27 protein-coding genes are annotated in these 25,777 nt (G+C 41.5%); 23 read left to right on the forward strand and 4 right to left on the reverse strand.

Annotated elements, in window-relative coordinates; translation table 11 throughout:
* The first annotated feature begins 13 nt into the window (after window positions 1–13).
* The 5 genes from QR40_RS23185 to QR40_RS23205 all read left to right on the forward strand — a co-directional run bounded on the left by QR40_RS23185 (window position 14) and on the right by QR40_RS23205 (window position 5,332).
* Window positions 14–592, forward strand: a complete 579-nt coding sequence (locus QR40_RS23185) for a flavin reductase family protein (RefSeq protein WP_027295292.1) — start codon at window positions 14–16, stop codon at window positions 590–592.
* 208 nt (window positions 593–800) lie between these two features.
* Window positions 801–2,210, forward strand: a complete 1,410-nt coding sequence (locus QR40_RS30255; RefSeq protein WP_052431023.1) for an ABC transporter substrate-binding protein — start codon at window positions 801–803, stop codon at window positions 2,208–2,210.
* Between the two features lie 81 nt (window positions 2,211–2,291).
* Window positions 2,292–3,158 carry a carbohydrate ABC transporter permease gene (locus tag QR40_RS23195; protein ID WP_027295290.1) on the forward strand — a complete coding sequence of 289 codons (867 nt, stop codon included), beginning with the start codon at window positions 2,292–2,294 and terminating at the stop codon, window positions 3,156–3,158.
* Between the two features lies 1 nt (window position 3,159).
* Complete coding sequence (locus tag QR40_RS23200; protein ID WP_044296944.1) at window positions 3,160–3,984, forward strand: carbohydrate ABC transporter permease; 825 nt, start codon at window positions 3,160–3,162, stop codon at window positions 3,982–3,984.
* Window positions 3,985–4,090: 106 nt separating this feature from the next.
* Complete coding sequence (locus tag QR40_RS23205) at window positions 4,091–5,332, forward strand: Gfo/Idh/MocA family protein (protein ID WP_044297009.1); 1,242 nt, start codon at window positions 4,091–4,093, stop codon at window positions 5,330–5,332.
* A gap of 194 nt (window positions 5,333–5,526) precedes the next feature.
* Here the strand turns inward: QR40_RS23205 and QR40_RS23210 are convergent, their stop codons facing one another.
* Complete coding sequence (locus QR40_RS23210; RefSeq protein ID WP_044296945.1) at window positions 5,527–6,741, reverse strand: DNA polymerase Y family protein; 1,215 nt, start codon at window positions 6,739–6,741, stop codon at window positions 5,527–5,529.
* Between the two features lie 106 nt (window positions 6,742–6,847).
* Entirely contained in the window at window positions 6,848–7,906 is a 1,059-nt protein-coding gene (locus tag QR40_RS23215; protein WP_044296946.1) for a uroporphyrinogen decarboxylase family protein, read from the reverse strand.
* A 64-nt stretch (window positions 7,907–7,970) separates the two neighbouring features.
* Here QR40_RS23215 and QR40_RS23220 point away from each other — a divergent pair, with 64 nt between their 5' ends.
* The 7 genes from QR40_RS23220 to QR40_RS23250 all read left to right on the forward strand — a co-directional run bounded on the left by QR40_RS23220 (window position 7,971) and on the right by QR40_RS23250 (window position 14,007).
* On the forward strand, window positions 7,971–8,828 hold the full coding sequence (locus QR40_RS23220) for an AraC family transcriptional regulator (protein ID WP_044296948.1): 858 nt from the start codon (window positions 7,971–7,973) through the stop codon (window positions 8,826–8,828).
* A gap of 107 nt (window positions 8,829–8,935) precedes the next feature.
* A complete protein-coding gene (asnS, locus tag QR40_RS23225; RefSeq protein WP_044296949.1) occupies window positions 8,936–10,327 on the forward strand; it encodes an asparagine--tRNA ligase in 1,392 nt (463 codons plus the stop codon).
* An 11-nt stretch (window positions 10,328–10,338) separates the two neighbouring features.
* On the forward strand, window positions 10,339–11,034 hold the full coding sequence (gene vanR, locus QR40_RS23230; protein WP_027295283.1) for a VanR-ABDEGLN family response regulator transcription factor: 696 nt from the start codon (window positions 10,339–10,341) through the stop codon (window positions 11,032–11,034).
* Window positions 11,024–12,202, forward strand: a complete 1,179-nt coding sequence (locus tag QR40_RS23235; RefSeq protein WP_044289560.1) for a sensor histidine kinase — start codon at window positions 11,024–11,026, stop codon at window positions 12,200–12,202. Before vanR ends, QR40_RS23235 begins: the two co-directional genes overlap by 11 nt.
* Window positions 12,199–13,035 (forward strand): class B sortase, encoded by an 837-nt coding sequence (gene srtB, locus QR40_RS23240; protein ID WP_052431024.1) that lies wholly within the window; start codon window positions 12,199–12,201, stop codon window positions 13,033–13,035. Before QR40_RS23235 ends, srtB begins: the two co-directional genes overlap by 4 nt.
* A gap of 63 nt (window positions 13,036–13,098) precedes the next feature.
* Window positions 13,099–13,812, forward strand: coding sequence for an NAD-dependent protein deacylase (locus QR40_RS23245; protein WP_044296950.1), 714 nt, complete (start codon window positions 13,099–13,101; stop codon window positions 13,810–13,812).
* Between the two features lie 12 nt (window positions 13,813–13,824).
* Complete coding sequence (locus tag QR40_RS23250; protein ID WP_027295280.1) at window positions 13,825–14,007, forward strand: DUF951 domain-containing protein; 183 nt, start codon at window positions 13,825–13,827, stop codon at window positions 14,005–14,007.
* A 154-nt stretch (window positions 14,008–14,161) separates the two neighbouring features.
* Here the strand turns inward: QR40_RS23250 and QR40_RS23255 are convergent, their stop codons facing one another.
* Both QR40_RS23255 and QR40_RS23260 read right to left on the reverse strand, forming a co-directional pair.
* Complete coding sequence (locus tag QR40_RS23255) at window positions 14,162–15,259, reverse strand: NADH:flavin oxidoreductase (protein WP_044296951.1); 1,098 nt, start codon at window positions 15,257–15,259, stop codon at window positions 14,162–14,164.
* A 102-nt stretch (window positions 15,260–15,361) separates the two neighbouring features.
* Entirely contained in the window at window positions 15,362–16,072 is a 711-nt protein-coding gene (locus tag QR40_RS23260; protein WP_027295278.1) for a DUF1361 domain-containing protein, read from the reverse strand.
* A 98-nt stretch (window positions 16,073–16,170) separates the two neighbouring features.
* On the opposite strand from QR40_RS23260, the gene QR40_RS32700 reads away from it, so the two are divergent.
* The 11 genes from QR40_RS32700 (at window position 16,171) to QR40_RS23315 (ending at window position 25,465) form a co-directional block, all read left to right on the forward strand.
* Window positions 16,171–16,293, forward strand: a complete 123-nt coding sequence (locus QR40_RS32700) for a hypothetical protein (RefSeq protein ID WP_276325460.1) — start codon at window positions 16,171–16,173, stop codon at window positions 16,291–16,293.
* Between the two features lie 949 nt (window positions 16,294–17,242).
* Window positions 17,243–17,530 (forward strand): 30S ribosomal protein S6, encoded by a 288-nt coding sequence (gene rpsF / locus QR40_RS23270; RefSeq protein WP_044296953.1) that lies wholly within the window; start codon window positions 17,243–17,245, stop codon window positions 17,528–17,530.
* A 19-nt stretch (window positions 17,531–17,549) separates the two neighbouring features.
* A complete protein-coding gene (locus QR40_RS23275) occupies window positions 17,550–18,002 on the forward strand; it encodes a single-stranded DNA-binding protein (RefSeq protein ID WP_027295276.1) in 453 nt (150 codons plus the stop codon).
* 66 nt (window positions 18,003–18,068) lie between these two features.
* Window positions 18,069–18,335, forward strand: coding sequence for a 30S ribosomal protein S18 (gene rpsR, locus QR40_RS23280; RefSeq protein ID WP_027295275.1), 267 nt, complete (start codon window positions 18,069–18,071; stop codon window positions 18,333–18,335).
* A gap of 185 nt (window positions 18,336–18,520) precedes the next feature.
* Window positions 18,521–18,937, forward strand: coding sequence for a MarR family winged helix-turn-helix transcriptional regulator (locus QR40_RS23285; protein ID WP_044296955.1), 417 nt, complete (start codon window positions 18,521–18,523; stop codon window positions 18,935–18,937).
* 73 nt (window positions 18,938–19,010) lie between these two features.
* Entirely contained in the window at window positions 19,011–19,688 is a 678-nt protein-coding gene (locus tag QR40_RS23290; RefSeq protein WP_044296956.1) for a YczE/YyaS/YitT family protein, read from the forward strand.
* A gap of 122 nt (window positions 19,689–19,810) precedes the next feature.
* Window positions 19,811–20,839 carry a LacI family DNA-binding transcriptional regulator gene (locus tag QR40_RS23295; RefSeq protein ID WP_044296957.1) on the forward strand — a complete coding sequence of 343 codons (1,029 nt, stop codon included), beginning with the start codon at window positions 19,811–19,813 and terminating at the stop codon, window positions 20,837–20,839.
* Between the two features lie 325 nt (window positions 20,840–21,164).
* Window positions 21,165–22,172 carry a Gfo/Idh/MocA family protein gene (locus QR40_RS23300; protein WP_200889767.1) on the forward strand — a complete coding sequence of 336 codons (1,008 nt, stop codon included), beginning with the start codon at window positions 21,165–21,167 and terminating at the stop codon, window positions 22,170–22,172.
* A 24-nt stretch (window positions 22,173–22,196) separates the two neighbouring features.
* On the forward strand, window positions 22,197–23,030 hold the full coding sequence (locus tag QR40_RS23305) for a sugar phosphate isomerase/epimerase family protein (protein ID WP_027295271.1): 834 nt from the start codon (window positions 22,197–22,199) through the stop codon (window positions 23,028–23,030).
* A gap of 94 nt (window positions 23,031–23,124) precedes the next feature.
* Window positions 23,125–24,030: a sugar phosphate isomerase/epimerase family protein gene (locus QR40_RS23310; RefSeq protein ID WP_044296961.1), complete on the forward strand. Its 906-nt coding sequence runs from the start codon at window positions 23,125–23,127 to the stop codon at window positions 24,028–24,030.
* A 16-nt stretch (window positions 24,031–24,046) separates the two neighbouring features.
* The gene (locus QR40_RS23315; protein WP_027295269.1) at window positions 24,047–25,465 is read left to right on the forward strand and encodes an MFS transporter; all 1,419 of its coding nucleotides are present in this window, start codon (window positions 24,047–24,049) and stop codon (window positions 25,463–25,465) included.
* The last annotated feature ends 312 nt before the right edge of the window (window positions 25,466–25,777 follow it).

The following is a 25,777-nucleotide window of genomic DNA, read 5'->3' on the forward strand; positions in this document are numbered from 1 at the left end:
GGGAGGTTGTGCTATGGGTAAACAGACCTGGAAGCCGGGCAATATGATATATCCGCTGCCGGCAGTGATGGTAAGTTGTGCCAGGGAGGGCGAAAAGCCGAATATTATTACGGTAGCGTGGACAGGCACGATTTGTACTAATCCTCCCATGGTTTATATATCGGTGAAGCCGGAACGGTATTCATATGATATGATTCGGGAAACAGGGGAATTTGTGATTAATCTTACGACCCAGAAACTGGCGAAGGCGACAGACTACTGCGGTGTCCGGTCCGGCAGGGATGTAGACAAGTTTCAGGAGCTTCATCTGACGCCTGAGGCAGCAGAGCAGGTCAAAGTTCCCATGATTGGTGAGTGTCCGGTTAACATTGAATGCCGGGTAAAAGAAATAAAAAAACTGGGCTCACACCATATGTTTATTGCGGATGTACTTGCAGTCCATGTAGACGAGGCTTACATGAATGAAAATGGTAAATTTGAACTGAATAAGACCGGACTTCTGGCTTATTCCCATGGTGAATATCTGGGACTTGGAGAACATCTGGGGACATTTGGGTACTCCGTTAAAAAGAAAAAGAGAAAACGCAGATAATACAGAAACACGAATAGGCAGAATAATTATTTTTATAGAATACACTCTGAGGTAAGGGCAATAACCCGTTTGATGGTTATTGTCCTTATTTTGCGTGTAAGAATACTGTTCAAGATTATCCACATAAGAGTCTCACATTGTGCATTTCCAACCACGATGCCATCGGCTATAATGAACTCAACAATTCAAGTTAAAGGAGGAAACAAACATGAAAAAGAGAAAAATGCAGTTATTAGCAGGTGGAATGTGCCTGACATTAGCAATTGGATCCCTGGCAGGATGTGGGAATCAGAATACGAAAGATACGGCGGATACAACAGCAAAGACTGACGGGACGCTGACAGAAGCGGCAAAGACAGAGGATGGAAAATCAGAGGAATCAAAAGCTGAGACAACGGCTGGGGATAATGATGAAGGAAGCGGTGAGAAAGTTACTTTAAATTTTGCGGCATCACAAAACTGGATCGAAGATGTGGATAAGGAACTGGCAAAAGAGTTTGAGGAAAAGACCGGTATTGCAATCAATTTCCAGTTAAGTCCGGATGACCAGTATCAGACCATTGTGAAATCCAAATTGAATACAGGTGAAGGACCAGATATCTTCATGTCCTATTCCGGAACGAAATTAAAGGATTTTAATCCTGAAAAAAATATGGTTGATCTGTCAGAGGAATCCTGGGTAAGTGAATTAGAGCAGTGGGCAATCGACGGATGCTCTTACAAAGGCAGGCTTTATGCACAGAATACGGCTGGGGTGGATGACACCAACGGAGTTCTTTATAAGCCGGCAGTGTTTGAAGAACTTGGAATCAAAGTACCCACCAATTACGCTGAGTTTAAAGAAGCATGTGATAAATTGCAGGCAGGCGGCATTACCCCGGTCTATGAATTTGTAAAAGATCTGTGGCATACCCATTACTGGATGGAAGGTGCAAGTGCCCTTGCGGCAGCAAACCATCCCGGACTTTATGATGACCTGAATACCAATAAAATCGGATTTGCAGATGTACCTGAATTTGTTACCGCATTGACACAGCTCAAGGAAATGGCGGACAGCGGATATTTTGGTGAAAACCATATGTCTAATATTTACGATAATTCTTATGACGCAATTGCAAGCGGCAAATATGGAATGATTATTATTCACGGATCTTATCCAAACGAAATGGTCAATAATATCAATGGCGTTAATCCGGAGGAATACAGCATGTTCCCAAGCCCGCTGGCAGATAACCAGTATGCTACCCTGACCGCTGGAGGAACTACAAAATGCATTAGTGCCGGCAGCAAACACATTGAAGAAGCAAAACAATATTTTGATTTCCTGGCAGAGAAACAGAACCTGGAAAAACTGTATAAAGAAAAAACAGTTTACGTTTCCTCCTCCGTAAAAGGGATTGAAGCAAGCCCTACAAAGGCATATAAAGACCTGATGAATATTGTCGGTGACAAACAGCTTCAGGGTGCAGAAGCAAGTGTATATTTCTATGACGGCGGCAAGATCAGCGAACTCTGCCAGGAAATGTTCACCGGTTCCCTGACACCGGAACAGGTATTGGAAGAGTATGATAATACCAGAAGAGCTCTTGCAAAAGATTCCGATCAGGAAGGATTCTAAATAAAATAAGCCTGGTTTTCCGGCCGGTGTCTGGTACACCGGCTGTGTGAAAAACCGGAGCGGAGAAAGAAGGGAAGCTCAATGAATCATAAAAAAATATACCCGTCCTATTTTATTCTGCTTCCTTTGGTGTTATATCTGGTATTTTTCATCGTGCCAAGCGCCATGGGGCTGGCTCTGTCATTTACAGACTGGAATGCAATGAATGACGAGATCCATTTTGTAGGACTGTCACATTTTAAAGAAATATTTACGAACCAGAGATACCTGCTGGTTATCTTTACTACTATTGTTTTTGCCCTGGTCACCACCATCTTTAAGAATGCAATCGGGCTGGGAATGGCATTGGCTCTGAATAAAGGATTTAAAACCAGAAATTTTCTAAGAACAATCTTCTTTTTCCCGGTTATGCTCTCACCACTGATTATCGGTCTGGTGTTCAAATCCATTTTTAATCCGGAATATGGTGTAATTAATGGATTCCTGGGTTTCATAAGTCTGGACTTTTTACAGAGAGACTGGCTGGGGGATGTGAACACCGCTTTGGGAGCGGTAATCTGTGTGGAGATCTGGCGCCTGGTGGGACAGAACATGGTCATTTATATAGCGGGACTGCAGGCTATCTCCGAAGACTATCTGGAAGCGGCTTCTATTGATGGGGCAAACGGATTCCAAAAATTAATCTATGTCATAATTCCCCAGCTGATGCCGTCCATTACCATAAATCTGGTGCTGAATCTGATCGCAGGACTAAAAGTGTTTGATCTGGTATTTGTGCTGACCAACGGTGGTCCGGCCAGAAAGACAGAGGTTTTAAATACGGTTATTTATAAGGAATACAGTTCCGGAAGGTATGGATTTTCTACGGCGCTGGGAATGATTCTCTTTATTTTTACCTGTATTGTGGCATTTTCTGTTTTAAAAGGCATGACCAGGGAGGAGGATTGAAATGACAAGAAAAAACCAAATCGGGAGAATTGTAAAATGTATCGTTCTCTGGGGCTTCTCCATCCTTGTTTTTGTGCCGCTGATTATTATTCTGCTGAATTCCTTTAAGGCACAGGGTGACGCGGTAAATATGAGTTTTTCACTGCCAAAGCAATGGATTTTTACCAATTATCAGGAGGTTGTGAGCCAGGTGGATGTGTTTGGCGCTTTCCGCAACAGCCTGGTTGTATCTGTCTGTACCGTCATTATAGCCACAACTGGTGCAGCACTTTGTTCTTTTGTACTGTCAAGAAGGAGAACAAAGCTCCACCGTTTTATGTACCTGTTCTTTTTACTGGGACTGGTAGCCCCTTTGAATATGGTACCTGCCATTCTGGTTCTGCAGAGGCTGGGACTGATGGATACGCTGGCCGGACTGATACTGCTGTATTCGGCATTAGTAACACCGTTTACCATATTTCTCTATTATGGGTTTATCGGGTCGGTGCCAAGGGAAATCGATGAGGCTGCAATTATTGACGGATGCGGCTGCATGGGGCTTTTCTGGAAAGTAGTATTTCCACTGTTAAAGCCGGTAACCGTAACGGTTATCATTTTAAACTTCATGAATGCATGGAATGATTTTATCACTCCGTTCTATGTAATGAACAGTTCATCAAAGATGCCCCTTACCACAATGGTGTACAGTTTCTTCGGGCAATTCCAGAGAAGCTGGAACCTGGTCTGCGTCATCATGGTCTTAATTCTCGTGCCGATCATTGTTGTATATGCTTTCGGACAGAAATATATCATAGCAGGTATGACTGCAGGCGCGGTAAAGGGCTGATTGAAAAAGAAAAAAAGGCTTATGTATCACAATGGTGCAAAATAATTATTTGCGAATAAAAAGTACAAATAGACAGGGCGGTATGCCGGAGAGGAATGAAGCTTTTATGAAACAGATAAAGTTAGGATTAATTGGTGCCGGGGAAAGAGGGGCGAACTGTTATGCGCCCTATGCGCTTAAGTTCCCCTCAGAGGTAAAGTTTGTCTGTGTGGCAGAACCGTTGGCAGACAGGCGCAATACATTTGGGAAGATGCACCGCATTGCGGATGAGGACAGATACGAAGACTGGAAGGACATGATTGGGAAAGGATATGAACTGGATGGCGTTATTATTGCAACCCAGGACAGACAGCACTATGAGCCTGCGATGGCTGCGATACAGGCAGGATTAAATGTGCTGCTGGAAAAACCCATGGCGGAAACAGCTGAAAAAACAAAGGCAATCGTGGAGGCAGCAAAAGAAAAGGGCGTATTGCTGATGGTATGCCATGTACTGCGGCATACACCATTCTTCCAGTCAGTAAAAGAGACGCTGGACAGCGGTGTGATTGGAGAAGTAAAGTCTATACATCACATTGAAAATATCGGGTACTGGCATTTTGCCCACAGCTATGTCAGGGGAAACTGGCGTAATACAGAAGAAACAACGCCAATGATCGTGGCAAAATGCTCCCATGATACGGATATCTTTAATTTCCTGCTGGGAGGAAAAAAATGTGAACGAATCTCATCGTTTGGTTCCTTGTCTTATTTCACCAGGGCAAATATGCCGGAACATGCTACAAAAAACTGTATGGATGGATGTCCCCACAATAAGACCTGTCTGTACTCTGCCTACAATTATCTGGATGACCGGGAAATGAGGCAGAACTTCAGGGATATTGTAATGCGGACAGATGACAGGGAAGCCTTTCTTGCCCATTTAAAAGAGTCGCCATACAGCAGATGCGTCTATCAATGTGATAATGATGCGGCAGACCATCAGGTGGTGAGCATGGTCTATGAAGACGGGGTGACAGTGTCCTGGCAGGCATCGGCATTTACGATGGATATCAAACGCCAGACAAAGATTATGGGAACGAAAGGGGAACTGGAGGGAAGCATTGATGAAGACCAGTATGTGGTCAGGGACTTTGCCACAGGAAATGAGACAACCATAAAAATACATACACCCAGGACGTTACATTCCGGTGGGGATGAATGTATTATGCGTAATTTTACCCAGGCACTGTTAAATCCGGATAAAGAAAGCAGGAGATTTGGTGCGGAATTATCGCTGCAGGGGCATGTTATGGCTTTTGCAGCAGAGTATTCCAGAAAACATGACGGGGAAGTTGTGGTATTATAACATAAAAATATATGGATTTTGCAAGAGGTTATCGAAAATAGGAATAACCTAAAAATCATGGGGGAGCCATAAAAAGAGCGGCTTCTCCATGATTTATTTTTGATAAGATTTAAGTAAAATGCATTAGATATTTTACGCCTCAGCTTACAGACATCTCCGTTATCAGACATCTCCGTTATCAGACATCTCCATTATCAGACATCCTCCGGGTCATCCTTAGGCGGCAGCATACTTGCACGGGTGATGGCAGTATTACCAAACTTCAGCCGGATGGAATCCAATGCCTGATCCAGCTTTTTCTGTTTTGCGTTATCAGAGGCTGGTAAATCAAAGAGGCTTAGCTGAACCGGCGTATCGTCAGATACAAGTTTTGAGCAGCGGATTCCAAGAAGGCGTATGGGCGTTTGATCCCATAACGCATCAAATAGCTGGCAGGAGGCACGGTAGACTGCTTTTTCCGTATTGGATGGAGACAGTAGCTGCATCTGGTGGGATGATACGCTAAAGGTACTGTATTTTATTTCCACGCAGACATTTCCCGCAAGCTGCCCGGCTTTTCTAAGACGGCCGGATACACTTGCAGCCAGTTTCAGCAGAACAGCTTTTGCATCTTTGGCGGAGGTTACATCCATGGACAGAGTAGTGGAATTCCCGATTCCCTTAGCTTTTTCGGGAGTAGAGACCAGAGGGGTGCTGTCTATGCCGTTTGCGTATTCCCAGAGCATCTTTCCATGACTTTTTAAATGAGGCGTGAGCAGTGCCGGATCTGTTACCGCCAGATCCCCAATTGTGTAAATACCAAGTTTATTCAGTGTTGCTACGGATGCTTTCCCGGCCATATACAGTTCCGCAGCAGGCAGAGGCCACATCTTGGTCTGGATTTCAGAGGGAAACAGGGTATGAACCTTCCCGGGCTTTTCGAAGTCAGAAGCCATCTTAGCCAGCAGTTTATTTGATGATATTCCAATGTTAACAGTGAAGCCGAATTTATCATAAATGTTGTTTTTGATCTGTGTGGCTGCACTTACCGGGGAATCATACAGATGGGAAATCCCGGAAAACTCCATATAACATTCATCCACGCTCACCTGTTCCACATCCGGAGTAATCCCCTTTAGAAAATCCATAAGGCGGTGGCTGTATTCAGAGTAAAGGTTGTGGTTTGGGGGATAGATTAATAAATCCGGGCATTTTTTTAATGCAGCAGCAATGGGCTCACCTGTGTGTATATGATATGCTTTGGCTGAGATTGATTTTGCAAGTACAACCCCATGCCGGCTTGAACGGTCGCCTCCGATAATCGAAGGAATTAAACGAAGGTCAATCCCTTGCGGATTCTTTAAATTTTCCACAGAAGTCCAGCTTAAGTATGCGGAATTAACGTCTATATGGAAGATAATGCGCTTCATATGCTCACGGCCTTTCAAATAAAATATAATTTAGACAGGTTATCTATATCATATTATACAAGAACGTCCGTTCCTTCGCAAGGAAAGATTCGGCAGGCGCATCTGTTTATCGTTTACTATACTTTTCGTAGAATTCCTGATACCACAGACAGGCTTCTACAGGTGTATTTGGCGGTATATGGTTGCCTACTGCAAGAAAATAGCCCGGACAGCCGCGTCCCAGACCGATGCAGCGTTTTACTTCATTTTCGATGTATTCCCTATCCTTATATAATAGTGCGCGGGTATCCGCATTACCAATGATTACATGGCTTTTTCCGTACTTTTCACAGATATAGGACATATCGGTACAGGGCTCCATCACAAACCCATGGATTCCAAGGTCTGCAATGTCATCAATAAACTGTGTAAAGTTTCCATCCGAGGTAAAAAGGACTTTTTTGCCGCTTTCCAATAAAGGAGCCAGCAGTCTTTTGTGATTTGGGAAAATATAGGTGCGGTAAAAATCCGGAGATAAGAAGGCACCCGAACCCCAGACGATATCATCGTGAACCATGATTACGTCCGACTTACATTTCGCAAGTGCCTCAAAGTACTGCAGGTTCCAGGTTACATACCGGTTTATAAATTCTCCAAATTCTCTGGAGTCTATACCTGCAGCCAGCAGCAGCATATCCCAGCCCAGTATTTCGATGATCCCGGACATACAGGTCGTATACATACCGGTCATATTTACCGTATCGGGGTGTTCCAGGCACATTTTATCATAATCAGACTGAAAACCCTGAATCAGATCCTGGCTGTTTCTTCTGCCATAGACCTGATCAAAATCAAAATCAAATACATCTTCGGGTTCTTCTATAAAACTTTTTACTTCATTAGAGTAATCTACGGCATCAGCCTGATAAGAGGCATGCCCCATTTTCGTTTTCTTTTCTCCAAAAATTGAGCCAAAGGGGAGAATATTCCAGAAGAGACCATAATCCCATGCTTTTATAAATTCACGGGATGCGTTTGTCTGTTCTTCTGCGGTGCTCTTTGAAGAAACCGGAATACCTGTAACTTTTTGTACCAGGTCCCAGTGGAAATGTGCGGAATACTCCGTGCGGGGAATCCTGTCAGGCATTTCCAAATTGAGTGCGCTTAAACCATTTTGCAGTGACATATGGCAGTTTCCTTTCTATTTCTAAGATTATATGTTATGATCATTATATAAAAAGGTATCTGGAATGTACATGAAGATAACAGGAAGAAAGATGGATATTTTTGTTATGGAAGATAAAAAGTTTCGTATGATAGATGAAGATTTCAACGGTCTGCAGATAAAAATAATTGAACACGGACTTCTGTACGGGGATACAGACTGGAATCACAAAGAGGTAGTATCTCCTTTTAACCGTCTGTATTTTGTAATAAAAGGAGAAGGATGTATTGAAAATGGGGAATATCACCATAATTTAATCCCTGGAAATGTATATTTGATTCCGGCAGGGACAAAGTATAATTACATAGGAATGAGTGCGTTTATAAAGTTATATTTTCATTTTGAATTGCAGCGGCTTCCGGGAATTGATGTGTTTCAGAGTCTGGGCAGGGCAATGTCCATGCCATATGATACAGAGAAAACAAAAAGACTAATAGATCTCCTGGAGGGCGGGACGCTGGGTGACCAAATGTTTTTTAAAGGGGCATTAAATGAAATTCTTGGACACTTCTATATAAAAATGAAGGAAGACGGTATAGCACAGATGGATTTAAGCGGATACTACAGACAGAAGGAAAGTCTGTATTATATAGAAAAGAATCTTTCGGCTCAGCTTAAAATAGAAAATATGGCGAAAGATATGCATGTGTCTTATTATTCACTGTCCCGGAATTTTAAGCGGGATACCGGAATTGGAATTAAAGAATATCTGGAAGTAATGCTTTTAAAGAAAGCAAAACACCTTTTGCTTACAACAGATCTTCAGCTTCAGGAGATTGCCAATGAGCTTCAGTTTTGTGATCCGTTTTACTTTTCCAGGTTTTTCCGCAAATACGAGAAGGTGCCTCCCAGGGAATACCGCAAAAAGAGATTGAATGGATAGAGAAGGAAATGTGAGAGAAAAATAGTGTTAGTGGCTTGCACACCAGCCAGGAATAGGCTATACTAGAAAAATAGTGAGAAAGAATAAAGAACAAAGGAGTTCGAACAATGGAATTGGTAACAGTTAGAGAGATTTATAAAGAAAGAGAAAAATATTTAGATCAGGAAATCCGCGTTGGCGGCTGGATCAGAAGCATTCGTGATTCAAAGACATTTGGTTTTATCGTTCTGCATGACGGAACTTTCTTTGAGACACTTCAGATTGTATATCATGATAAAATGGATAACTTTCAGGAAATCTCCAAATTAAATGTGGGAGCAGCCATTATTGTAAAAGGAACTTTGGTTGCCACACCTCAGGCAAAACAGCCGTTTGAAATCCAGGCAGCCGAGATTGAAGTGGAAGGAAACTCCACACCGGATTATCCTCTTCAAAAGAAGAGACACAGTTTTGAGTATTTGAGGACCATTTCTCATTTAAGACCCAGAACAAATGCATTTCAGGCAGTGTTCCGCGTGCGTTCCATGATCGCATATGCAATCCATCAGTTTTTCCAGGAGAGAGATTTTGTATATGTTCATACACCACTGATTACCGGAAGTGACTGTGAAGGCGCGGGTGAAATGTTCCGTGTTACCACGCTGGATCTGGATAATATTCCGAAAACAGAAGATGGAGCAATCGATTACAGCCAGGATTTCTTCGGAAAAGAGACAAGTCTGACAGTCAGCGGACAGCTTAACGGTGAGACTTATGCGCAGGCATTCCGTAACATTTATACATTTGGTCCGACTTTCCGGGCAGAAAACTCCAATACGACCAGACATGCAGCAGAGTTCTGGATGATAGAGCCTGAAATCGCATTTGCAGATCTGCAGGATAATATGATGCTTGCAGAGTCCATGTTAAAATATGTGATTAATTATGTACTGGAACATGCACCGGAAGAAATGGAATTCTTTAATTCATTTGTGGACAAGGGTCTGTTAGAACGTTTAAAAAGCGTGGCGGCTTCTGATTTTGCTCATGTTACTTATACGGAAGCAGTTGAGATTCTGGAAAAGAATAATGACAAATTTGATTATAAAGTATTCTGGGGATGTGACCTTCAGACAGAACATGAACGCTATCTGACGGAAGAGATCTATAAGCGTCCGGTATTTGTAACGGATTATCCAAAAGAGATCAAAGCATTCTATATGAAATTAAACGAAGACGGCAAAACAGTTGCCGCGATGGACTGTCTGGTGCCTGGAATCGGTGAAATTATCGGTGGAAGCCAGAGGGAAGATGACTATGATAAACTGCTGAACCGCATGAATGAACTGGGATTAAAAGAGGAAGATTACGGGTTCTATATGGATCTTCGTAAATACGGTTCTACAAGACATGCAGGATTCGGACTTGGATTTGAACGCTGCGTAATGTACCTGACTGGAATGTCAAATATCCGTGACGTAGTTCCGTTCCCAAGAACAGTAGGTAACTGCGACTTATAGGAGGAATATAGATGGGGAGTAAGATATTAATCGTCGATGACGAAAGGGAGATTGCAGATGTAGTGGAGCTATATCTGAAAAATGAAAATTATGATGTTGTAAAATGTTATAATGGGACTGATGCGCTGGAATGTATTAAAAATGAAAAGCTGGATATGGCACTTTTAGATGTCATGCTTCCGGATATAGATGGATTTACAATTTTGCAGAGAATAAGGGAAGAGCATACGTTTCCGGTTATCATGCTGACAGCCAAGACGGAATATATGGATAAAATCAACGGGCTTACGTTAGGTGCAGATGATTATATTGCAAAGCCGTTTAATCCGCTGGAGTTAATTGCAAGAGTAAAAGCGCAGCTTCGCCGGTTTACCAAGTATAATGAGGGAAGCAAGTCCCAGGAAGACATTATTGATTTTGCTGGATTAGTGCTTAACAGAAGCACCCATGAATGTACTTATAATGAACGGGAGCTGACACTCACGCCGATCGAATTTGATATTCTTTGGATTTTATGCGAAAACAGAGGACAGGTAATTAGTTCGGAACAGCTTTTTGAGCAGGTCTGGAAAGAAAAGTATTACAAGAACAGTAACAATACCGTAATGGTTCATATTCGTCATTTGCGTGAGAAAATGAGCGGACCTACCGGCAAGACGGAATTTATAAAAACCGTTTGGGGAGTTGGTTATAAAGTTGAAAAATAATTATGGCAAACTAAAGAGAACAATATTGCTGAGGGCAGTCCTGGTTGCTGCCCTGGCTTTAGTGGTTGGAATTGTGATTGTGAAATTCCTGATAGACGGGGTATTTCAAAGCAGCTTTGCCAGCCTGTTTATCAGCTTCATGATGAAATTCAATATGGATTATGATACAGCCAATGAAATGTATGGGAAAATCTTTATGGATAATAAAGAAATTTTTCTGACTACGGGCTTTATCATTTTATTTCTTGTGTTCTTCTATATGGCGGTTTCTAAACTTACCGGTTATATGGATGATATCGGCAGGGAAATCGATATGATTCTGACTGATGAAGATGCGCCGATTAATCTGGTTCCGGAACTGGGCCCGATTTCGGAGAAACTTAACACTTTGAAAATGACTTTGAAAAAAAGAGAGTATGCGGCAATTGAAAGTGAACAGCGTAAGAACGACCTTGTGGTATATCTTGCCCATGATCTGAAAACGCCGCTGACCTCCATTATTGCATATTTAACAATGCTGGATGAACAGCCGAACATGCCGGAAGAGGAGCGTTTAAAATATACGCATATCACACTTGAAAAGGCTACAAGGCTGGGTGAATTAATCAGCGAGTTTTTTGAAATTACACGCTTTAACCTGCAGGACATAGTCCTGGAGAAGGAAAAATTGAATTTGTCTATGATGTTAGAGCAGCTTGCAGATGAAAGTTATGGCGTATTAGCGGATAAGGATTTAACTTGTTCTATCAGGACGGATGAAGAGCTGGTAGTGGACGGGGATCCGGACAAACTGGCAAGAGTATTTGATAATCTTTTAAGAAATGCTATCGCATATAGTTATCCCCGTACGGATATTAATATAGAAGCATTTCTCCAGAATGAAAACATTATCATTAACTTTCGGAATCAGGGTCCCCAGATTCCGCCTCAGAAGTTAAAGTCCATCTTTGAAAAATTTTACCGGGTAGACAATGCACGTTCCAGCCAGACAGGCGGAGCGGGGCTTGGGCTGTCCATTGCAAAGGAAATTGTAGAATTGCATGGCGGCACCATAGAGGCATTCAGTGATGCGCATTATACAACGTTTATTGTGCATCTGCCGGTTTACCGTGATCGAATGGCAAAGAGACGCCGTGTGCGCGGGAAGGCAGGAACAAAAAATATATGACAGAAAACAGAGATAGAAGACCGAAAAAGAGAAAACGGACAGCGGGAGATGTGTTCCGTATTATTGCACTGCTGATCGCAATTGGAGTATTTGTATATTCCGGCTTTCGTCTTTTGACAATATACCTTGAGTATAAAGCAGGAACTGATGAGTATTCTTCCCTGGAAGGGTTTGCCAATATATCCGGTAGTACTGGCAGTGAGTCTGAAGGATCAGATGTCAGGGTTGAAACCAATGAGCAGGGTGAAACAGAACGTTATATGGAAAGTCCCGTTGATTTCGCCGGTCTAAAAGCGATTAATAAAGATGTAATCGGCTGGTTAAATGTAGAAGCACTTGATATCAGCTATCCAATGGTACGTGGAACAGATAATGACTACTATCTGCACCGGACATTTAAGAAGGAAGATAATTTTGCCGGCTCTATTTTCATGGATTATCTGAATAATCCAAACCTTAAGGATCAAAATACGATTATCTATGGGCACAATATGAAAAATGGATCCATGTTTGGAACGCTGAAGCAGTTTCGTGAAGAAGAAGTGTTTGAAAAAAGCCATTATTTCTGGATTTATACGCCAAAGATGAATTATAAATATGAGATCTTTTCCTGCCATGAAGTAGGAGCAGTGAGCAATACCTATCAGATATCTTTTGCTAAAGATAAAGATTTCCAGGATTATCTGGATGAAGCTGTGGAGCATTCCGTAGTGAAAAGCACAGCAAAGGTTACAGCAAAAGACCATATAGTAACTCTTTCAACCTGTACCGGAAATGAAGCAACCAGGTTTGTGGTGCAAGGGGTACTTGTGGATTCTATTAAAGTGAAATAATTTTAACAATCAAAGTTATCGTTATTCAAAGATATGGAAACAATAAGTGAAGGAGGAATGGAAATGGATAAAACAGAGCAATTAAAACAAATGATTGCAGAAAGCCGGAATGTTGTGTTTTTCGGAGGAGCGGGAGTCTCTACAGAAAGTGGGATTCCGGATTTTAGAAGTGTAGACGGCCTGTATAATCAGCAATATGACTATCCGCCGGAAACGATATTAAGCCATACCTTCTTTATGAGGGATCCAAAAGAGTTCTATCGTTTTTACCAGAATAAGATGCTTTGTCTGGATGCGAAGCCTAACACTGCCCACCGGAAACTGGCACAGTGGGAAGAAGAAGGAAAGCTAAAGGCAGTCATAACCCAGAACATTGATGGTCTGCATCAGAAAGCCGGAAGCAAAGAAGTTCTGGAGCTGCATGGCAGTGTCCATAGGAATTACTGTATGAAATGCAAAAAACCTTATGATGCCGGGTATATGCTGGAATTTAAAGGGATACCATCCTGTGAATGCGGCGGTATTATAAAACCGGATGTGGTGTTGTACGAAGAGGGACTGGATGAGCAGATAATGTCCAGGGCAATATCCTATATTGCCAAGGCGGATGTGCTCATTGTAGGCGGTACGTCTCTGGCAGTGTATCCCGCAGCAGGTCTGATTGATTATTACAGAGGGAATAAACTGGTTTTAGTGAATAAAACAACAACTCCAATGGATCATAATGCGGACTTACTTGTGCAGGGAAGCATCGGGGAAATATTTGCAGCGATATAAGGAGGCAAAAATATGGTTTATGAAGTTGGCGATATCGTAAAATTAAAAAAGCAGCATCCATGTGGCAGCAATGATTGGGAAATCCTTAGGGTAGGCGCTGATTTTCGCCTGAAATGCATGGGGTGCGGACATCAGATCATGATTGCCAGGAAGCTGGTTGAGAAGAATACTAAGGGACTTCAGAAGAAAATGTAAAGTTGAAAATGAAATACAAAGTTATCTGATATTCAAAATCAAAAAAACAGGAATGAGCCAAATTTATTCAGTGAGTTCGCTGAATAAATTTGACACATTCCTACCATAAGCTGGAACGCATATCTTAATATAGAAATCCTCAGAAAAACACATCTTAAAAACTTCCTTTATGAAACACAGTACAATAGTTTCCTTCCCTGGTCCTGCATTTCGAACAGTGCAGACATCTGGCAGGAGTCATATCTCCGTCTTTCCAACGTTTTATCAGGTTAGGCTCGGTAAGCAGTGCCCGGCAAAAACCAAAACCGGCAATACGGCTGTTCTGGAGCCAGTCCAATGTTTTGTCAAAATGAGAAACACCTCCCGTTACCAATACGGGAATGTTAACTTCTTCTGCAATTACTTTAGCGTATTCTATAAAATATCCGCCTCTTGTCAGAGGATAGCCGTCGAAGATCTGACCGGACATACTGTTCGCTTTCCCATGTATATTTCCGGATACTTCAATGGCATCAAATCCCATGTCCTCCAGTTCCCTGCAGATTGGAAGAACTTCTTTAAATGTCAGTCCGCCTTCAAAGAAATCAGAGCAGGTAATTTTAATTAAGATCGGAAAATCTTCTCCGGCTGCCTGACGGATTCCAGTATATATTTCACGTATAATACGTATTCGGTTTGTAATACTGCCGCCATATTCATCCGATCGGTTATTGTAATAAGGGCTTAAGAATTGATTTAACAGGTAAGAGTGTCCACCGTGTATCTGGACAGCATCAAAACCGCTTTCCTTAACCCGCAGAGCGGCTTGTACATATGCCTCTGTTACATAGTGAATATCTTCTTTTGTCATTGGAATCCCAACGGTACCGGTGGATTTCTCAGCGATATCGCCTGGAGCAAAAATCCTTCGGCTGTTTGTCTGATAGGTGGTTTTTGTGCCGCCATATGCCAGCTGCATCATAATTTTGGCACCATACTTATGTACGGATTTCGTTAAAGCCTGATACTCAGGAATAAAGCTGTCATTGTAAATCCCCATCATTCTTTCATTTGGCTGTTCTTCTTCCAAAATGCGGGCATATCCGGTGCAAATTAACCCAACTTCATTTTTGGCGAGTTCCGTATATATTTTCTTTTGTTTATTAGTGATGTGTCCTTGGTCGTCAGATAGAGCCTCCCAAGTAGCACTGCGCAGAAAACGGTTCCTGCACACCATAGAATTTATCTTAAGAGGTTCAAATAGCTGTTTCATGTTATCAACTCCTATCAACATAAAAATATATTACATTTAAATTGTAGACCCAAAAGGCTAAAAAAGCAAGAATTCATTCTGAAAAAGTACACGGACCTGTATTCATGAGTGTTGTATCTTTAACTCTGATCGTATCAGGCGGACTATAGTCAGATAAAAGAAAAATAGTAAAAGTATCACGGCTGCAAAGCAAAGGGTAAATTGTAAAACAAAGATATCCATTTCAGCCAAAATACCTTTTATCAGGCTTATGGGCTGTAAGATATCCCAGCTGTTAAAGCGGAGAAATCTTCCCAGATAGACACCGAATCCGCTCAGAAGAGAAACGGCTGCTATGCAGATCCAGGATATAAAATGTGAAGTAAATGATGCCGTCATATTTAAAAACAAACGAAGAGATTCCAATCCAAGAATAACTCCGTAGATACAACCAATCCCTATAGTAAACATTTTAAACCAAGCAAAAATATCCGTATTATATACGGTTCTACCTTTCTCTGACAGTTCTCCTGCTTTTTCTATCCATACCAGGCTGTCATTAGAAATATGGATAAAATCGGTAATGATATAGATAGAATTTGGGAAAAATAACAGCCAGGATAAAGAGAAAAGAGCAGCCCATAACTTCATTTTCCTGTTATAAAAATATATAGAAATTCCAATAAAAAACAGCGGCAAGGCAGCCAGTAAAACATTCCAGCCCAGCATTAAATATAGTGTATGTGGGAATTTCAGGTACATCAATAAGCAGATGCACCAGTACAGGATCACAGGATAGATGATAATATGATAGTTTTTTAAAGTTTTTAGCATGATCCGTTTCTCCTTTCAGACAAGCTCTAGTACTACAGCGAACAATTTCATCTTATATTTGGGTTTAGCTGAGTAATGACGCTTTGTAGATGTAGGTAGTGTACGGAAAGATGGGCATGGGAAACTGGCATGGGCTCCGTCAGCTGGCCGCAGAACTGGTATTTTCTAACCTTTCCGAAGCGCTTTTTGGCGGCACGCGGGCATTCGCTCCGAAATCCTGATGCATTTCGCAGCTCACTGCCCGCTTAGTATCCGATGGGAGCCAGTCGAATACTATCCGCCAAAAAACACTTCGAAAAGGTAAGTAAATACTCAGCTCTGCTCTACGCTTCCTCCGCCCATACCAGTTTCCCACACCCATCTTTCCGAGATCCAGGTTGTCGCCACAAAGCTGGTTTTCTCAGCCGAGTGGAGACCCTTGGGCTGTGGCGGGCTGTTCTTTATTGGATGCTGCGCAGTATGGTTCGGCTGTTTGCGTAAAAGAAGATGAAAGTTTGCTCCTTTTTCTGGTTACAGAATGAAAAACAAATTCCGTTCTCCAGATCAGTTGCTTTCAGCCAATCGCGTCCGGCATGCCACAACCCCGGGGTCCCATCATGCTGAGAAAACCAGCTTTGTATCAACGAATGCTATCTCGGAAAGAGAAGGGGGCGGACCAGGACATTGGTTTGGAAGGCGTATAGCAGAGCTGAGCATTTACTTACCTTCCCGGAGTGCTTTTTGGCGGATACAATTCGACTGGCTCCCATCGGATTGTAAGCGGGCAGTGAGCTGCGAAATGCATCAGGATTTCGGAGCGAATGCCCGCGTGCCGCCAAAAAGTGCTCCGGGAAGGTTAGAAAATGCCAGTTCTGCGGTAAGCCTTCCAAACCAATGTCCTGGTCCGCCCCCTTCTCTTTCTGTACACTACCTATCATATACAAAGCGTCTTCCTCAGCTAAACCCCAATTTAAGAAACTGTTCGCTGTAGCTCTAGGCTTATTCTAACACAGGAAAGGTCTAAAAACTATTAAAATAAGTAAGAGCTGCAGATATACGCGAAAATTGGAAAAAAGTACTTGAAAAATTGCCAGCCTTATGATATGATTTTAACTTGTGATATATTATTTATTAATTTCCTTGCTCCCCACATAGATAGGGGGCCAGAGACCATAAGGAGGTGCCAAGAGCATGAACAAATATGAATTAGCCGTTGTTGTCAACGCAAAAATCGAAGAAGATGTAAGAGTAGCAACTATCGAAAAGGTAAAAGAATACATTACCCGTTTTGGTGGAACAATCACAGACGTTGATGAATGGGGTAAGAAAAGATTAGCTTACGAAATTCAGAAAATGAAAGAAGGATTTTACTACTTCATCCATTTCGAATCTGATTCAACATGCCCAGCGGAAGTTGAAAGACGTGTCCGTATCATGGAAAATGTTATCAGATATTTATGCGTAAGACAGGATGCATAGATAGAAAAGAGGAGAAAGTATGAACAAAGTCATTTTAATGGGGCGTTTAACCAGAGATCCTGAGGTTCGTTATTCATCAGGAGAAAATTCCATGGCAGTAGCAAGATACACATTAGCAGTAGACCGCAGATTCAAACGTGACGGAGAAGCAACCGCTGACTTTATCGGCTGTGTTGGATTCGGAAGACAGGCTGAGTTTGCAGAAAAGTATCTTCGTCAGGGTATGAAGATTGCTGTTACTGGACGTATTCAGACAGGAAGTTATACAAACAAAGACGGACAGAAAGTCTACACTACGGATATTGTTGTTGAAGATCACGAATTCTGTGAGAGCAAGAACGCATCTATGGCTGGCGGCGAAGGGGGCATGCAGTCAGCTGCACCATCATCCAGACCGACACCAAGTGCGGCATCAGGAGACGGATTCATGAACATCCCGGATGGCATTGATGAGGAATTACCATTTAATTAAAACTAAAATGAGAAGCAGATCTCATACATTATATGAATTCGAAATTTGTAAAAGGAGGTAACAAACATGGCTTATAATAGAAATGATAGAGGCGGCGATTCTCCAATGAAGAGAAGAGGCGGACGTAGAAGAAAAAAAGTTTGCGTATTCTGTGGTAAAGAGAATACCGAAATCGATTACAAGGATGTTAATAAATTAAAAAGATATGTATCTGAGAGAGGAAAAATTCTTCCTAGAAGAATCACAGGAAACTGTGCAAAACATCAGAGAGCTCTTACAGTTGCAATTAAGAGATCACGTCATATCGCTTTAATGCCATACGTAATGGACTAATCATTAAAATTGATAGCTTAACCGCCATTGTTTGAAACAATGGCGGTTTTTTTGTCTGTAACAGCCAGATGATCAAGCAAGAAAACATCATACTTGACACCTTGGTAAATTCTGTATATAATACTATGTGTTAATAGTTAGAATTCTAAGTATTAGAATACAAATAAAAAAGGAGACTCCAATCAATGGATTTTCACGTATTATTAATGGTAAACCAGGCAGTGTTCCAAAGAAAGTTTTTTGCAAAAATTGCAGAGACAGGTCTGACTTCAGGGCAGCCAAAAGTATTAGATTACTTAAAGGATCATGACGGCAGTGTACAAAAGGATATTGCATCAGCTTGTCAGATTGACCCGGCTACCGTTACCAGTCTCTTACTCCGTATGGAGGAAGCAGGCTTGGTACAACGGAGAAACCAACCGGGAAATAGAAGATCACTTCATGTGTTTTTAACAGATAAGGGAAAGAGGGAGATCGTAAAAATTCAAAAAGCCTTTTTAGAACTGGAAGAGGAGGTATTTAAAGGATTTTCTGCGGAGGAAAGAACGGGTTTTATGGAAATGTTCATGAAAATAAATCAAAATATTTCCGATGAGAAATAGAGCAGGTATTAAACTGTATCTCACTTCTAAATATAAAAAATTTAAGACATACTTTGGAAAGAAGGAATAAAAAGTGGAGAAATTAAAACGTTATGGAGTATTTATGGCAGGCTTATTTGTCAGTTCCCTGGGGGTGAGTTTTGTTACAAAGGCGGATCTTGGAACCTCTCCTATTTCATCCATCCCCTATACGCTGAGTCTGAAATACGATATGACTCTGGGGGAATTTACAATTGCATTCAGCCTGCTTCTTATATTGCTTCAAATAGCAATACTCCGTAGAGGGTTTCGAAAAGAATCTTTGCTTCAAATTCCAGTTTCTGTTTTGTTTGGATATTTTATTGATCTCACCATGCTCTTGATCAATTGGGTGAATCCGGGAGCATACATTATGAAAATTATCATGTTGCTTGCCGGATGTATAATTTTGGGATTTGGAGTATATCTGGAAGTACTGGCAAATGTGGTGATGCTTCCGGGAGAAGCTTTTGTCCAGGCAGTTACGCTTACGTGGAAAAAGGATTTTGGACCAACAAAGGTGGTATTTGACGCTTCTATGACAATTATGGCAGGAATTATTTCTTTTGTAATATTTCAGGAGATACAAGGAGTTAGGGAAGGAACTGTGGTTGCAGCTTTGGTTGTAGGATTTGTTGCAAAGTTCTTCGGCAAAAGGCTGGGATTTATGGAAAAAATATTGTTTACTACGGCCACGGAAAAAGAACATGACAAACTGATAGAGAATGTGTAACCCCGATAATATGAGGGCTGTCTGGACCACACCCTGAGGAAGAAAACAGATAACAAAGCAGTTGCGGTTTATATGGAAAAAGCATATAATTAGTGACAGAAAATGTAACATAGGAGGAAATTATGGCGGTTACATTACAGCAAATAGCTGATAAAGCAGGGGTATCGAGAGGTACTGTGGACCGGGCATTGAATAACCGGGGGCGGATTAATCCGGAAGTAGAGGAACGGATTAAGCGGATTGCCAAAGAAATGGGATATCAGCCTAACAGAGCAGGCAGAGCATTGGCGATGTCCAGGCATTCTATCAGGATTGGTGTTATTTTACAGTCGATAGATACCCCTTTTATGCAGCAGGTAAAAGAGGGCGTTGAATCTGCAAAGGAAGAGGTCCAGCGCATGGGGGCCGGGGTGGAAATAAAAGAAATCAGGGGTATTGATGCTTCCGCTGCAATTGCTTATATGGAAGAAATGAGGGAGAGCGGATGCAATGCGATTGCGCTTGTACCAAGTGAAGATGAGTTTTTAAAGACTACGGTAGATACATTTGTGCAGGATTATCAGATTCCTGTTGTTACCTTTAATTCTGATATAGCAGGATCTAAACGTCTGTGCTTTATAGGGCAGGATACTTTACAAAGCGGGAAAGCAGCGGCAGGATTAATGAGTGAAATTGTCTGTACTCATGGTAAAGTGCTGGTCATATCTGGACATCCAACGAATCAGGGTCATAAGAACAGAGCAAAAGGTTTCGTGGAAGAGCTGAAGGCTTGCAGACCGGATGTGGAACTTCTGGATATGAAATATGCATATGACGATGATTGGGCAGCTGAGAAGATAGTGGAAGAAGCATTGCATAATACAGAGGAATTAGCGGGCATATACCTGACTGCATCAGGTGTGGAAGGTGTATGCAAAGTAATCGAACATTATGGAATGGCAGGCAGGGTAAAAGTTATTTCCAATGACTTAACAGGTAAGAACGAAGAATATTTAAAAAAAAGAACCATTCAGTTTTTGCTGGGGCAGGATCCTTTTGCTCAGGGGAATAACTCTGTAATGATTTTATTTCATAAACTTTTTGACGGTATTGAGCCGGATAAGGAATATAATTATACTGAAATTGTTATAAAAAATAGATATAATATATAAAGTTGATCAAGAATGAAAAATGAAGTAACTAAGATATGACCAAAGAAAAAATAATGTTTTATATAAATTGGTAAAAATAACCAAAATATGTGCAAGATGTGTTGATGATAAAGACAATCATCAATCATGTTGCACATATTTTTTGTTTATCATTTAACAAATAGCAAAATGTTCCAAAAATACCGTTGGCAAATTGTATAAAAAAGCAATTGTGTTCACGCGCACGCAATGATATTATAGCCGTATCAGAAAGATAGTTTAGTTAAAAAAACCTTATGTAAGAAGTAAATCAGTTAACCAAAATGATAATAAGAAAGGTGGAAAAATGATGTTAAGAGTTGGAGTTATTGGATGCGGTGGAATGGGTAAGGATCATATTAAGAGACTTACAGACAAGATTCAGGGGGCGGAAGTTACAGCAGTTTCAGATGTATTTGAAGAAGGGGCTAAAGCAGCGGCGGCTATCTGCCAGGCGAAGGTTTATCACAATAGTCAGGAGCTGATTCATGATCCTGAAGTAGATGCAGTTGTCATTACCTCCCCTGGTTTTGCACATGCGGAATCTATTTTAGAGGCAATTAAGGCAGGAAAGCCGGTATTTAGTGAGAAACCCCTGGCAACAACAGCAGATGACTGTCTCAGGATTGTAAAAGCAGAGCTGGAATCCGGAAAACATCTGGTTCAGGTAGGTTTTATGCGCCGTTACGACAAGGGTTACAATCAGGTGAAGGAAGCTTTGGATTCCGGAGAGTACGGTGCGCCATTAATGCTCCATTGCACCCATAGAAACCCCGAGGTAGGCACAAATTATACCACACCCATGGCAGTGCATGACACGGCAATCCATGAGATAGATGTATTGCACTGGCTGATTGATGATGAGTATGAGTCAGCACAGGTTATTATGCCAGGCTGTACAAAATATTCACATTCTAAGTTAAAAGATCCTCAGATTATGCTTCTTAGGACAAAAAAGGGCATCTGTATTGATGTAGAGGTCTTTGTAAATTGTAAATTTGGTTATGACATTAATTGTGAGGTTGTTTGTGAAGATGGCGTTGTGAAGATGCCCGCTCCGGCATATCCTGTTATCCGGAGAAATGCTGCATTATCAACGACAATTGATACGGACTGTTTTGTTCGTTTCCGTGATTCCTATGATACGGAAATGCAGAACTGGGTTGAAAATGCAAAAAAAGGAGTTGTCACAGGACCTACCGCATGGGATGGGTATCTGGCAGCAGTTACCGCAGATGCACTTGTAAAGGCTCAGGAAACCGGTAACGTCGAACTTATAAAAACCGATATGGAAAAACCAGAATTTTATCAATAGAAATATGAAAATGGAGGAATTGATATGAAGATTGGATTTAATGAAGCAACGGCACTGGAATGCAAAGGTCAGTCCTTAATGGCGGACTTGGAAGCATGTGAGAAGTATGGATTTGATTATATTGAGATTCGTTTTGATTGCGTAAAGGATTATCTGAAAGATCATACATTAGAGGAACTTGCAGAATGGTTTCAAAACCATCACTTAAAACCATGGGCTTATAATACGCTGATTTTTTTCAATCAGAGAGATGAAGCCGGAGTGAAAGAAATTGATGCGGAGACAGAATTCATCATAAAGGTCTGCAAGGCAATTGATATGAAAATGCTCATTGCAGTTCCATCTTTTGACGTAAAGGATATATCAGTCACTGACATTAAAGAAGAAGCAGTGGACAGACTGCGTTATCTATCCGATAAAGTAGGAAGCGGGATTAAGATTTCCCTGGAATTCTGTGGTGCTCCAAACTGTTCCATTAATCAGTTTGGAACGGCATACGATGTAGTGAAAGCGGTAAACCGTGAAAACGTGGGAGTTACTTTGGATACGTTTCACTTTCATGAAATGTGCTCGAAACTGGAAGATCTTCGAAATGCCGATGGCAAGAAGATTTTCGCGTATCATTTAAATGATTGTGAAGATCTTCCACTGGGTTCTTGTGGAGATGACAAACGTCTATGGCCTGGAGAGGGAGTTGTTGATCATTCCGGTATAGCTAAAGCGCTAAAGGAAATTGGATTTGACGGTGTATGTACAATTGAAGAATTCCGTCCGGAATATTATGAGATGACTCATGATGAAAATGTAAAAAAGGCGGCAGAGGTAACCAGGAGTTTTGTTGCAAAGTATTTTGAATAGCTGCATCTATGATATGGTGCCGCATTACCAGAAGCCCCAGGTTGTGATCTGAGATCACAGTCCGGATCATATCACAAAAAGGAGAATGCAAATCATGAAAATAGCATTTGATGTGGATGTTTTAGCAAAACAAATGAGTATTAATGATATGGTGCATCAGGTGGCCGACTGGGGATACAAGTACATAGAACAGTCCCCTCACCCACGTATTAATCCATTTTACAAGCACCCGCTTTTTTCGGCTGAATGTGAAATGGAATACCGGAAAGCATTAAAGGAAACCGGTGTTGAGATATCATCTTTTATAGTTGTTTACCGATGGTCTGGGCCAACGGAAGAGCAGCGAAATATAGCAGTAGCAAATTGGAAGAAAATTGTGGAAATTGCAGTGAATATGGGGGTACAGGTTATCAATACGGAGCTTTCGGGAGATCCGAACCAGCAGGAAATCTGCAATGGGATGTGGTTTCGCTCTATGGATGAACTGCTGCCGCTATTTGAAAAAGAAGGAATCCGGGTTGAGATACAGTCTCATCCCTGGGATTTCTGCGAACTGAACAATGAAACCTGCGATATGGTAAAGAGTTACCGATCCGAGAATCTGAAATATGTGTATTCTGCACCTCATGGATTTTTCTATGATCAGGGAAAAGGGGATGTCCGTTCCATGCTCGGATATGCAGGGGATGATTTAAGCCATGTATTGTTTGCAGATACGTTCAATCAGGTAAAAGACTGCAGATATATTCTGAATCCGCCTTGGCTGAACCGCATGGGAAAAGAAGATGTGGCCGTTCACCAGCATAATCCTATGGGAGAAGGTGATGTGGACTTTTCCGGTATCTTTGCAAAATTGCGTGAAATGGACTTTGCAAACAGAACTTTTCCGGTCGGAGGAGATGCTATTTCCTGTGTATCTATTTTTGGCTATCCGGAACGAATGAATATAGAAGCGCCGCGTGCAAGGGAAATGATAGAAAATGAGCTCTTGGGAAAATAAAGCCGGAGGATAATGTATGGGGAGAATACCAGAGTTATTAAATTTTAAGCAAAAAGGAAAAGACATGAATGAGTTTGCCAAAGTTCCTGCTAAAGAGAAGCTGGCATATTGCTTTGGTGATCCGGCACTTACTTTGATGTACACCATGACAACTACTCTGTTGATTTATTTCTACACAAATGTAGTGGGAATATCAGCCGGTTCAGTAGGTATGATTATGCTGGTATCCAGGGTATTCGACGGTGTCTCGGATGTAATCATGGGGACAATCATTGACCGGACACATTCCAAATACGGAAAGGCAAGGATTTGGATTCTGCGTCTGGCGGTGCCCTATGCTTTGGCTGCGGTTTTTCTTTTTACAATGCCGGGAATGGGTGATATGGGAAAAGTTATTTATGCCTTTGTCACTTATAATATCATGAATACCGTGGTTTATACGGCAATCAGCCAGCCGTTTCATGCGCTGGGTTCCTTAATGAGCAGGGACCGCAGAGAGAGGGATGTTATCTGCAATATTCGTATGATACTTTCCATTACGGCAAGTATGGTTATTACGGCATTTACGCTGCCCATTATTAACAAGCTTGCAGGGGTGATTCGGAATGAACAGGCTGCATGGATTATTGTTACGGCGGTATATGCAGTAATCTCTGTATTCGTACTGATCAATACTTATATGACCTGTACCGAACGTGTATGTACGGCACAGAAGGTGAAAGAGAATATTCCATTTTTTAAAGCCTTAAAGGCAACTGTTACGAACCCATATTTTTTGATAGCACTGGGGTTAATGCTTTTCTATACGGTTTACCAGATCATCATCGGGACAGATTTAACCTATTACTGCCAGTATGTTTTAAATGATGTGGACCTGGTCATGCCATTATCTGCGGCAGAAAAAATAGCTACCATTGCCGGTATTGCGCTGCTGCCCAGAATACTTCCCAGGTTCGGGAAACGCAGCCTCATCTGTGCAGGATGTTTAGTGGGAATTGCAGGGCAGCTCATATTTCTTCTTAACATAACAAGCGTTCCTTTGGGCATCCTGACCTGTATCATGCGTGGGATAGGCATAGCACCATTTTATGGAGTACAATATTCTCTGCCAAGTGATGCGATAGAATACGGCCACTGGAAGACCGGAATACGCATAGAAGGGTTGATGTTCTCATCCATGAGTATGGGGCAAAAAGCCGGATCGGGATTCACATCGGCAATTATGGGGGCAATTTTATCCATGGCTGCATTTGATGGTTTAAAAGCAACTGCCGCTGAACAGGCACCGGCGGCAATTGAGGCAATAAAATCGTTTTATCTCTATGTTCCCATAGGAATCTGGCTTATCATGTTTCTCATAGCTGCCTGTTATCGGCTGGACAGAAAGTATGACCGCATGATGGGGGAATTGATGGAAAGGGAGCAAGAGGTTTAGATTATTAAAAACAATTAGATGAAAAAATGGTATGAGCAGATGCAGAATTTGATAAATTTTGTATCTGCTCATTTTATTGTTGTAAGAAACGATGTAACGATAAAAGTTAAAATTATCTGTACCCGGCTATATACAACATAATGTATATAAAAATTAGAATAAATAGAAATAAATCACTATTAGACTATAGACAAGGGATAGGTTATGAATTATAATATATATGCTGTCGACTCTTTCCAGCAGGAAGGAGGTGCATCTATGGAATACATAGTTGCTTTTATAATATCAGTAACAGCTAGCATAGCTGGATAT

Source organism: Robinsoniella peoriensis, assembly GCF_000797495.1.
Lineage (GTDB): Bacteria > Bacillota > Clostridia > Lachnospirales > Lachnospiraceae > Robinsoniella > Robinsoniella peoriensis.

Bases quoted from the DNA above. Each gene is read 5' to 3' on its own strand.
- QR40_RS23195 (WP_027295290.1), top strand. From the start codon at position 2,292: ATGAATCATAAAAAAATATACCCGTCCTATTTTATTCTGCTTCCTTTG.
- QR40_RS23185 (WP_027295292.1), top strand. From the start codon at position 14: ATGGGTAAACAGACCTGGAAGCCGGGCAATATGATATATCCGCTGCCG.
- QR40_RS23215 (WP_044296946.1), bottom strand. From the start codon at position 7,906: ATGTCACTGCAAAATGGTTTAAGCGCACTCAATTTGGAAATGCCTGAC.
- rpsR (WP_027295275.1), top strand. From the start codon at position 18,069: ATGGCTTATAATAGAAATGATAGAGGCGGCGATTCTCCAATGAAGAGA.
- QR40_RS23220 (WP_044296948.1), top strand. From the start codon at position 7,971: ATGTACATGAAGATAACAGGAAGAAAGATGGATATTTTTGTTATGGAA.
- QR40_RS23285 (WP_044296955.1), top strand. From the start codon at position 18,521: ATGGATTTTCACGTATTATTAATGGTAAACCAGGCAGTGTTCCAAAGA.
- QR40_RS23305 (WP_027295271.1), top strand. From the start codon at position 22,197: ATGAAGATTGGATTTAATGAAGCAACGGCACTGGAATGCAAAGGTCAG.
- QR40_RS23275 (WP_027295276.1), top strand. From the start codon at position 17,550: ATGAACAAAGTCATTTTAATGGGGCGTTTAACCAGAGATCCTGAGGTT.
- QR40_RS23200 (WP_044296944.1), top strand. From the start codon at position 3,160: ATGACAAGAAAAAACCAAATCGGGAGAATTGTAAAATGTATCGTTCTC.
- QR40_RS23260 (WP_027295278.1), bottom strand. From the start codon at position 16,072: ATGCTAAAAACTTTAAAAAACTATCATATTATCATCTATCCTGTGATC.
- QR40_RS23250 (WP_027295280.1), top strand. From the start codon at position 13,825: ATGGTTTATGAAGTTGGCGATATCGTAAAATTAAAAAAGCAGCATCCA.
- QR40_RS23210 (WP_044296945.1), bottom strand. From the start codon at position 6,741: ATGAAGCGCATTATCTTCCATATAGACGTTAATTCCGCATACTTAAGC.
- QR40_RS23245 (WP_044296950.1), top strand. From the start codon at position 13,099: ATGGATAAAACAGAGCAATTAAAACAAATGATTGCAGAAAGCCGGAAT.
- asnS (WP_044296949.1), top strand. From the start codon at position 8,936: ATGGAATTGGTAACAGTTAGAGAGATTTATAAAGAAAGAGAAAAATAT.
- vanR (WP_027295283.1), top strand. From the start codon at position 10,339: ATGGGGAGTAAGATATTAATCGTCGATGACGAAAGGGAGATTGCAGAT.
- rpsF (WP_044296953.1), top strand. From the start codon at position 17,243: ATGAACAAATATGAATTAGCCGTTGTTGTCAACGCAAAAATCGAAGAA.
- QR40_RS23205 (WP_044297009.1), top strand. From the start codon at position 4,091: ATGAAACAGATAAAGTTAGGATTAATTGGTGCCGGGGAAAGAGGGGCG.
- srtB (WP_052431024.1), top strand. From the start codon at position 12,199: ATGACAGAAAACAGAGATAGAAGACCGAAAAAGAGAAAACGGACAGCG.
- QR40_RS23315 (WP_027295269.1), top strand. From the start codon at position 24,047: ATGGGGAGAATACCAGAGTTATTAAATTTTAAGCAAAAAGGAAAAGAC.
- QR40_RS23255 (WP_044296951.1), bottom strand. From the start codon at position 15,259: ATGAAACAGCTATTTGAACCTCTTAAGATAAATTCTATGGTGTGCAGG.
- QR40_RS30255 (WP_052431023.1), top strand. From the start codon at position 801: ATGAAAAAGAGAAAAATGCAGTTATTAGCAGGTGGAATGTGCCTGACA.
- QR40_RS23295 (WP_044296957.1), top strand. From the start codon at position 19,811: ATGGCGGTTACATTACAGCAAATAGCTGATAAAGCAGGGGTATCGAGA.
- QR40_RS23310 (WP_044296961.1), top strand. From the start codon at position 23,125: ATGAAAATAGCATTTGATGTGGATGTTTTAGCAAAACAAATGAGTATT.
- QR40_RS23300 (WP_200889767.1), top strand. From the start codon at position 21,165: ATGATGTTAAGAGTTGGAGTTATTGGATGCGGTGGAATGGGTAAGGAT.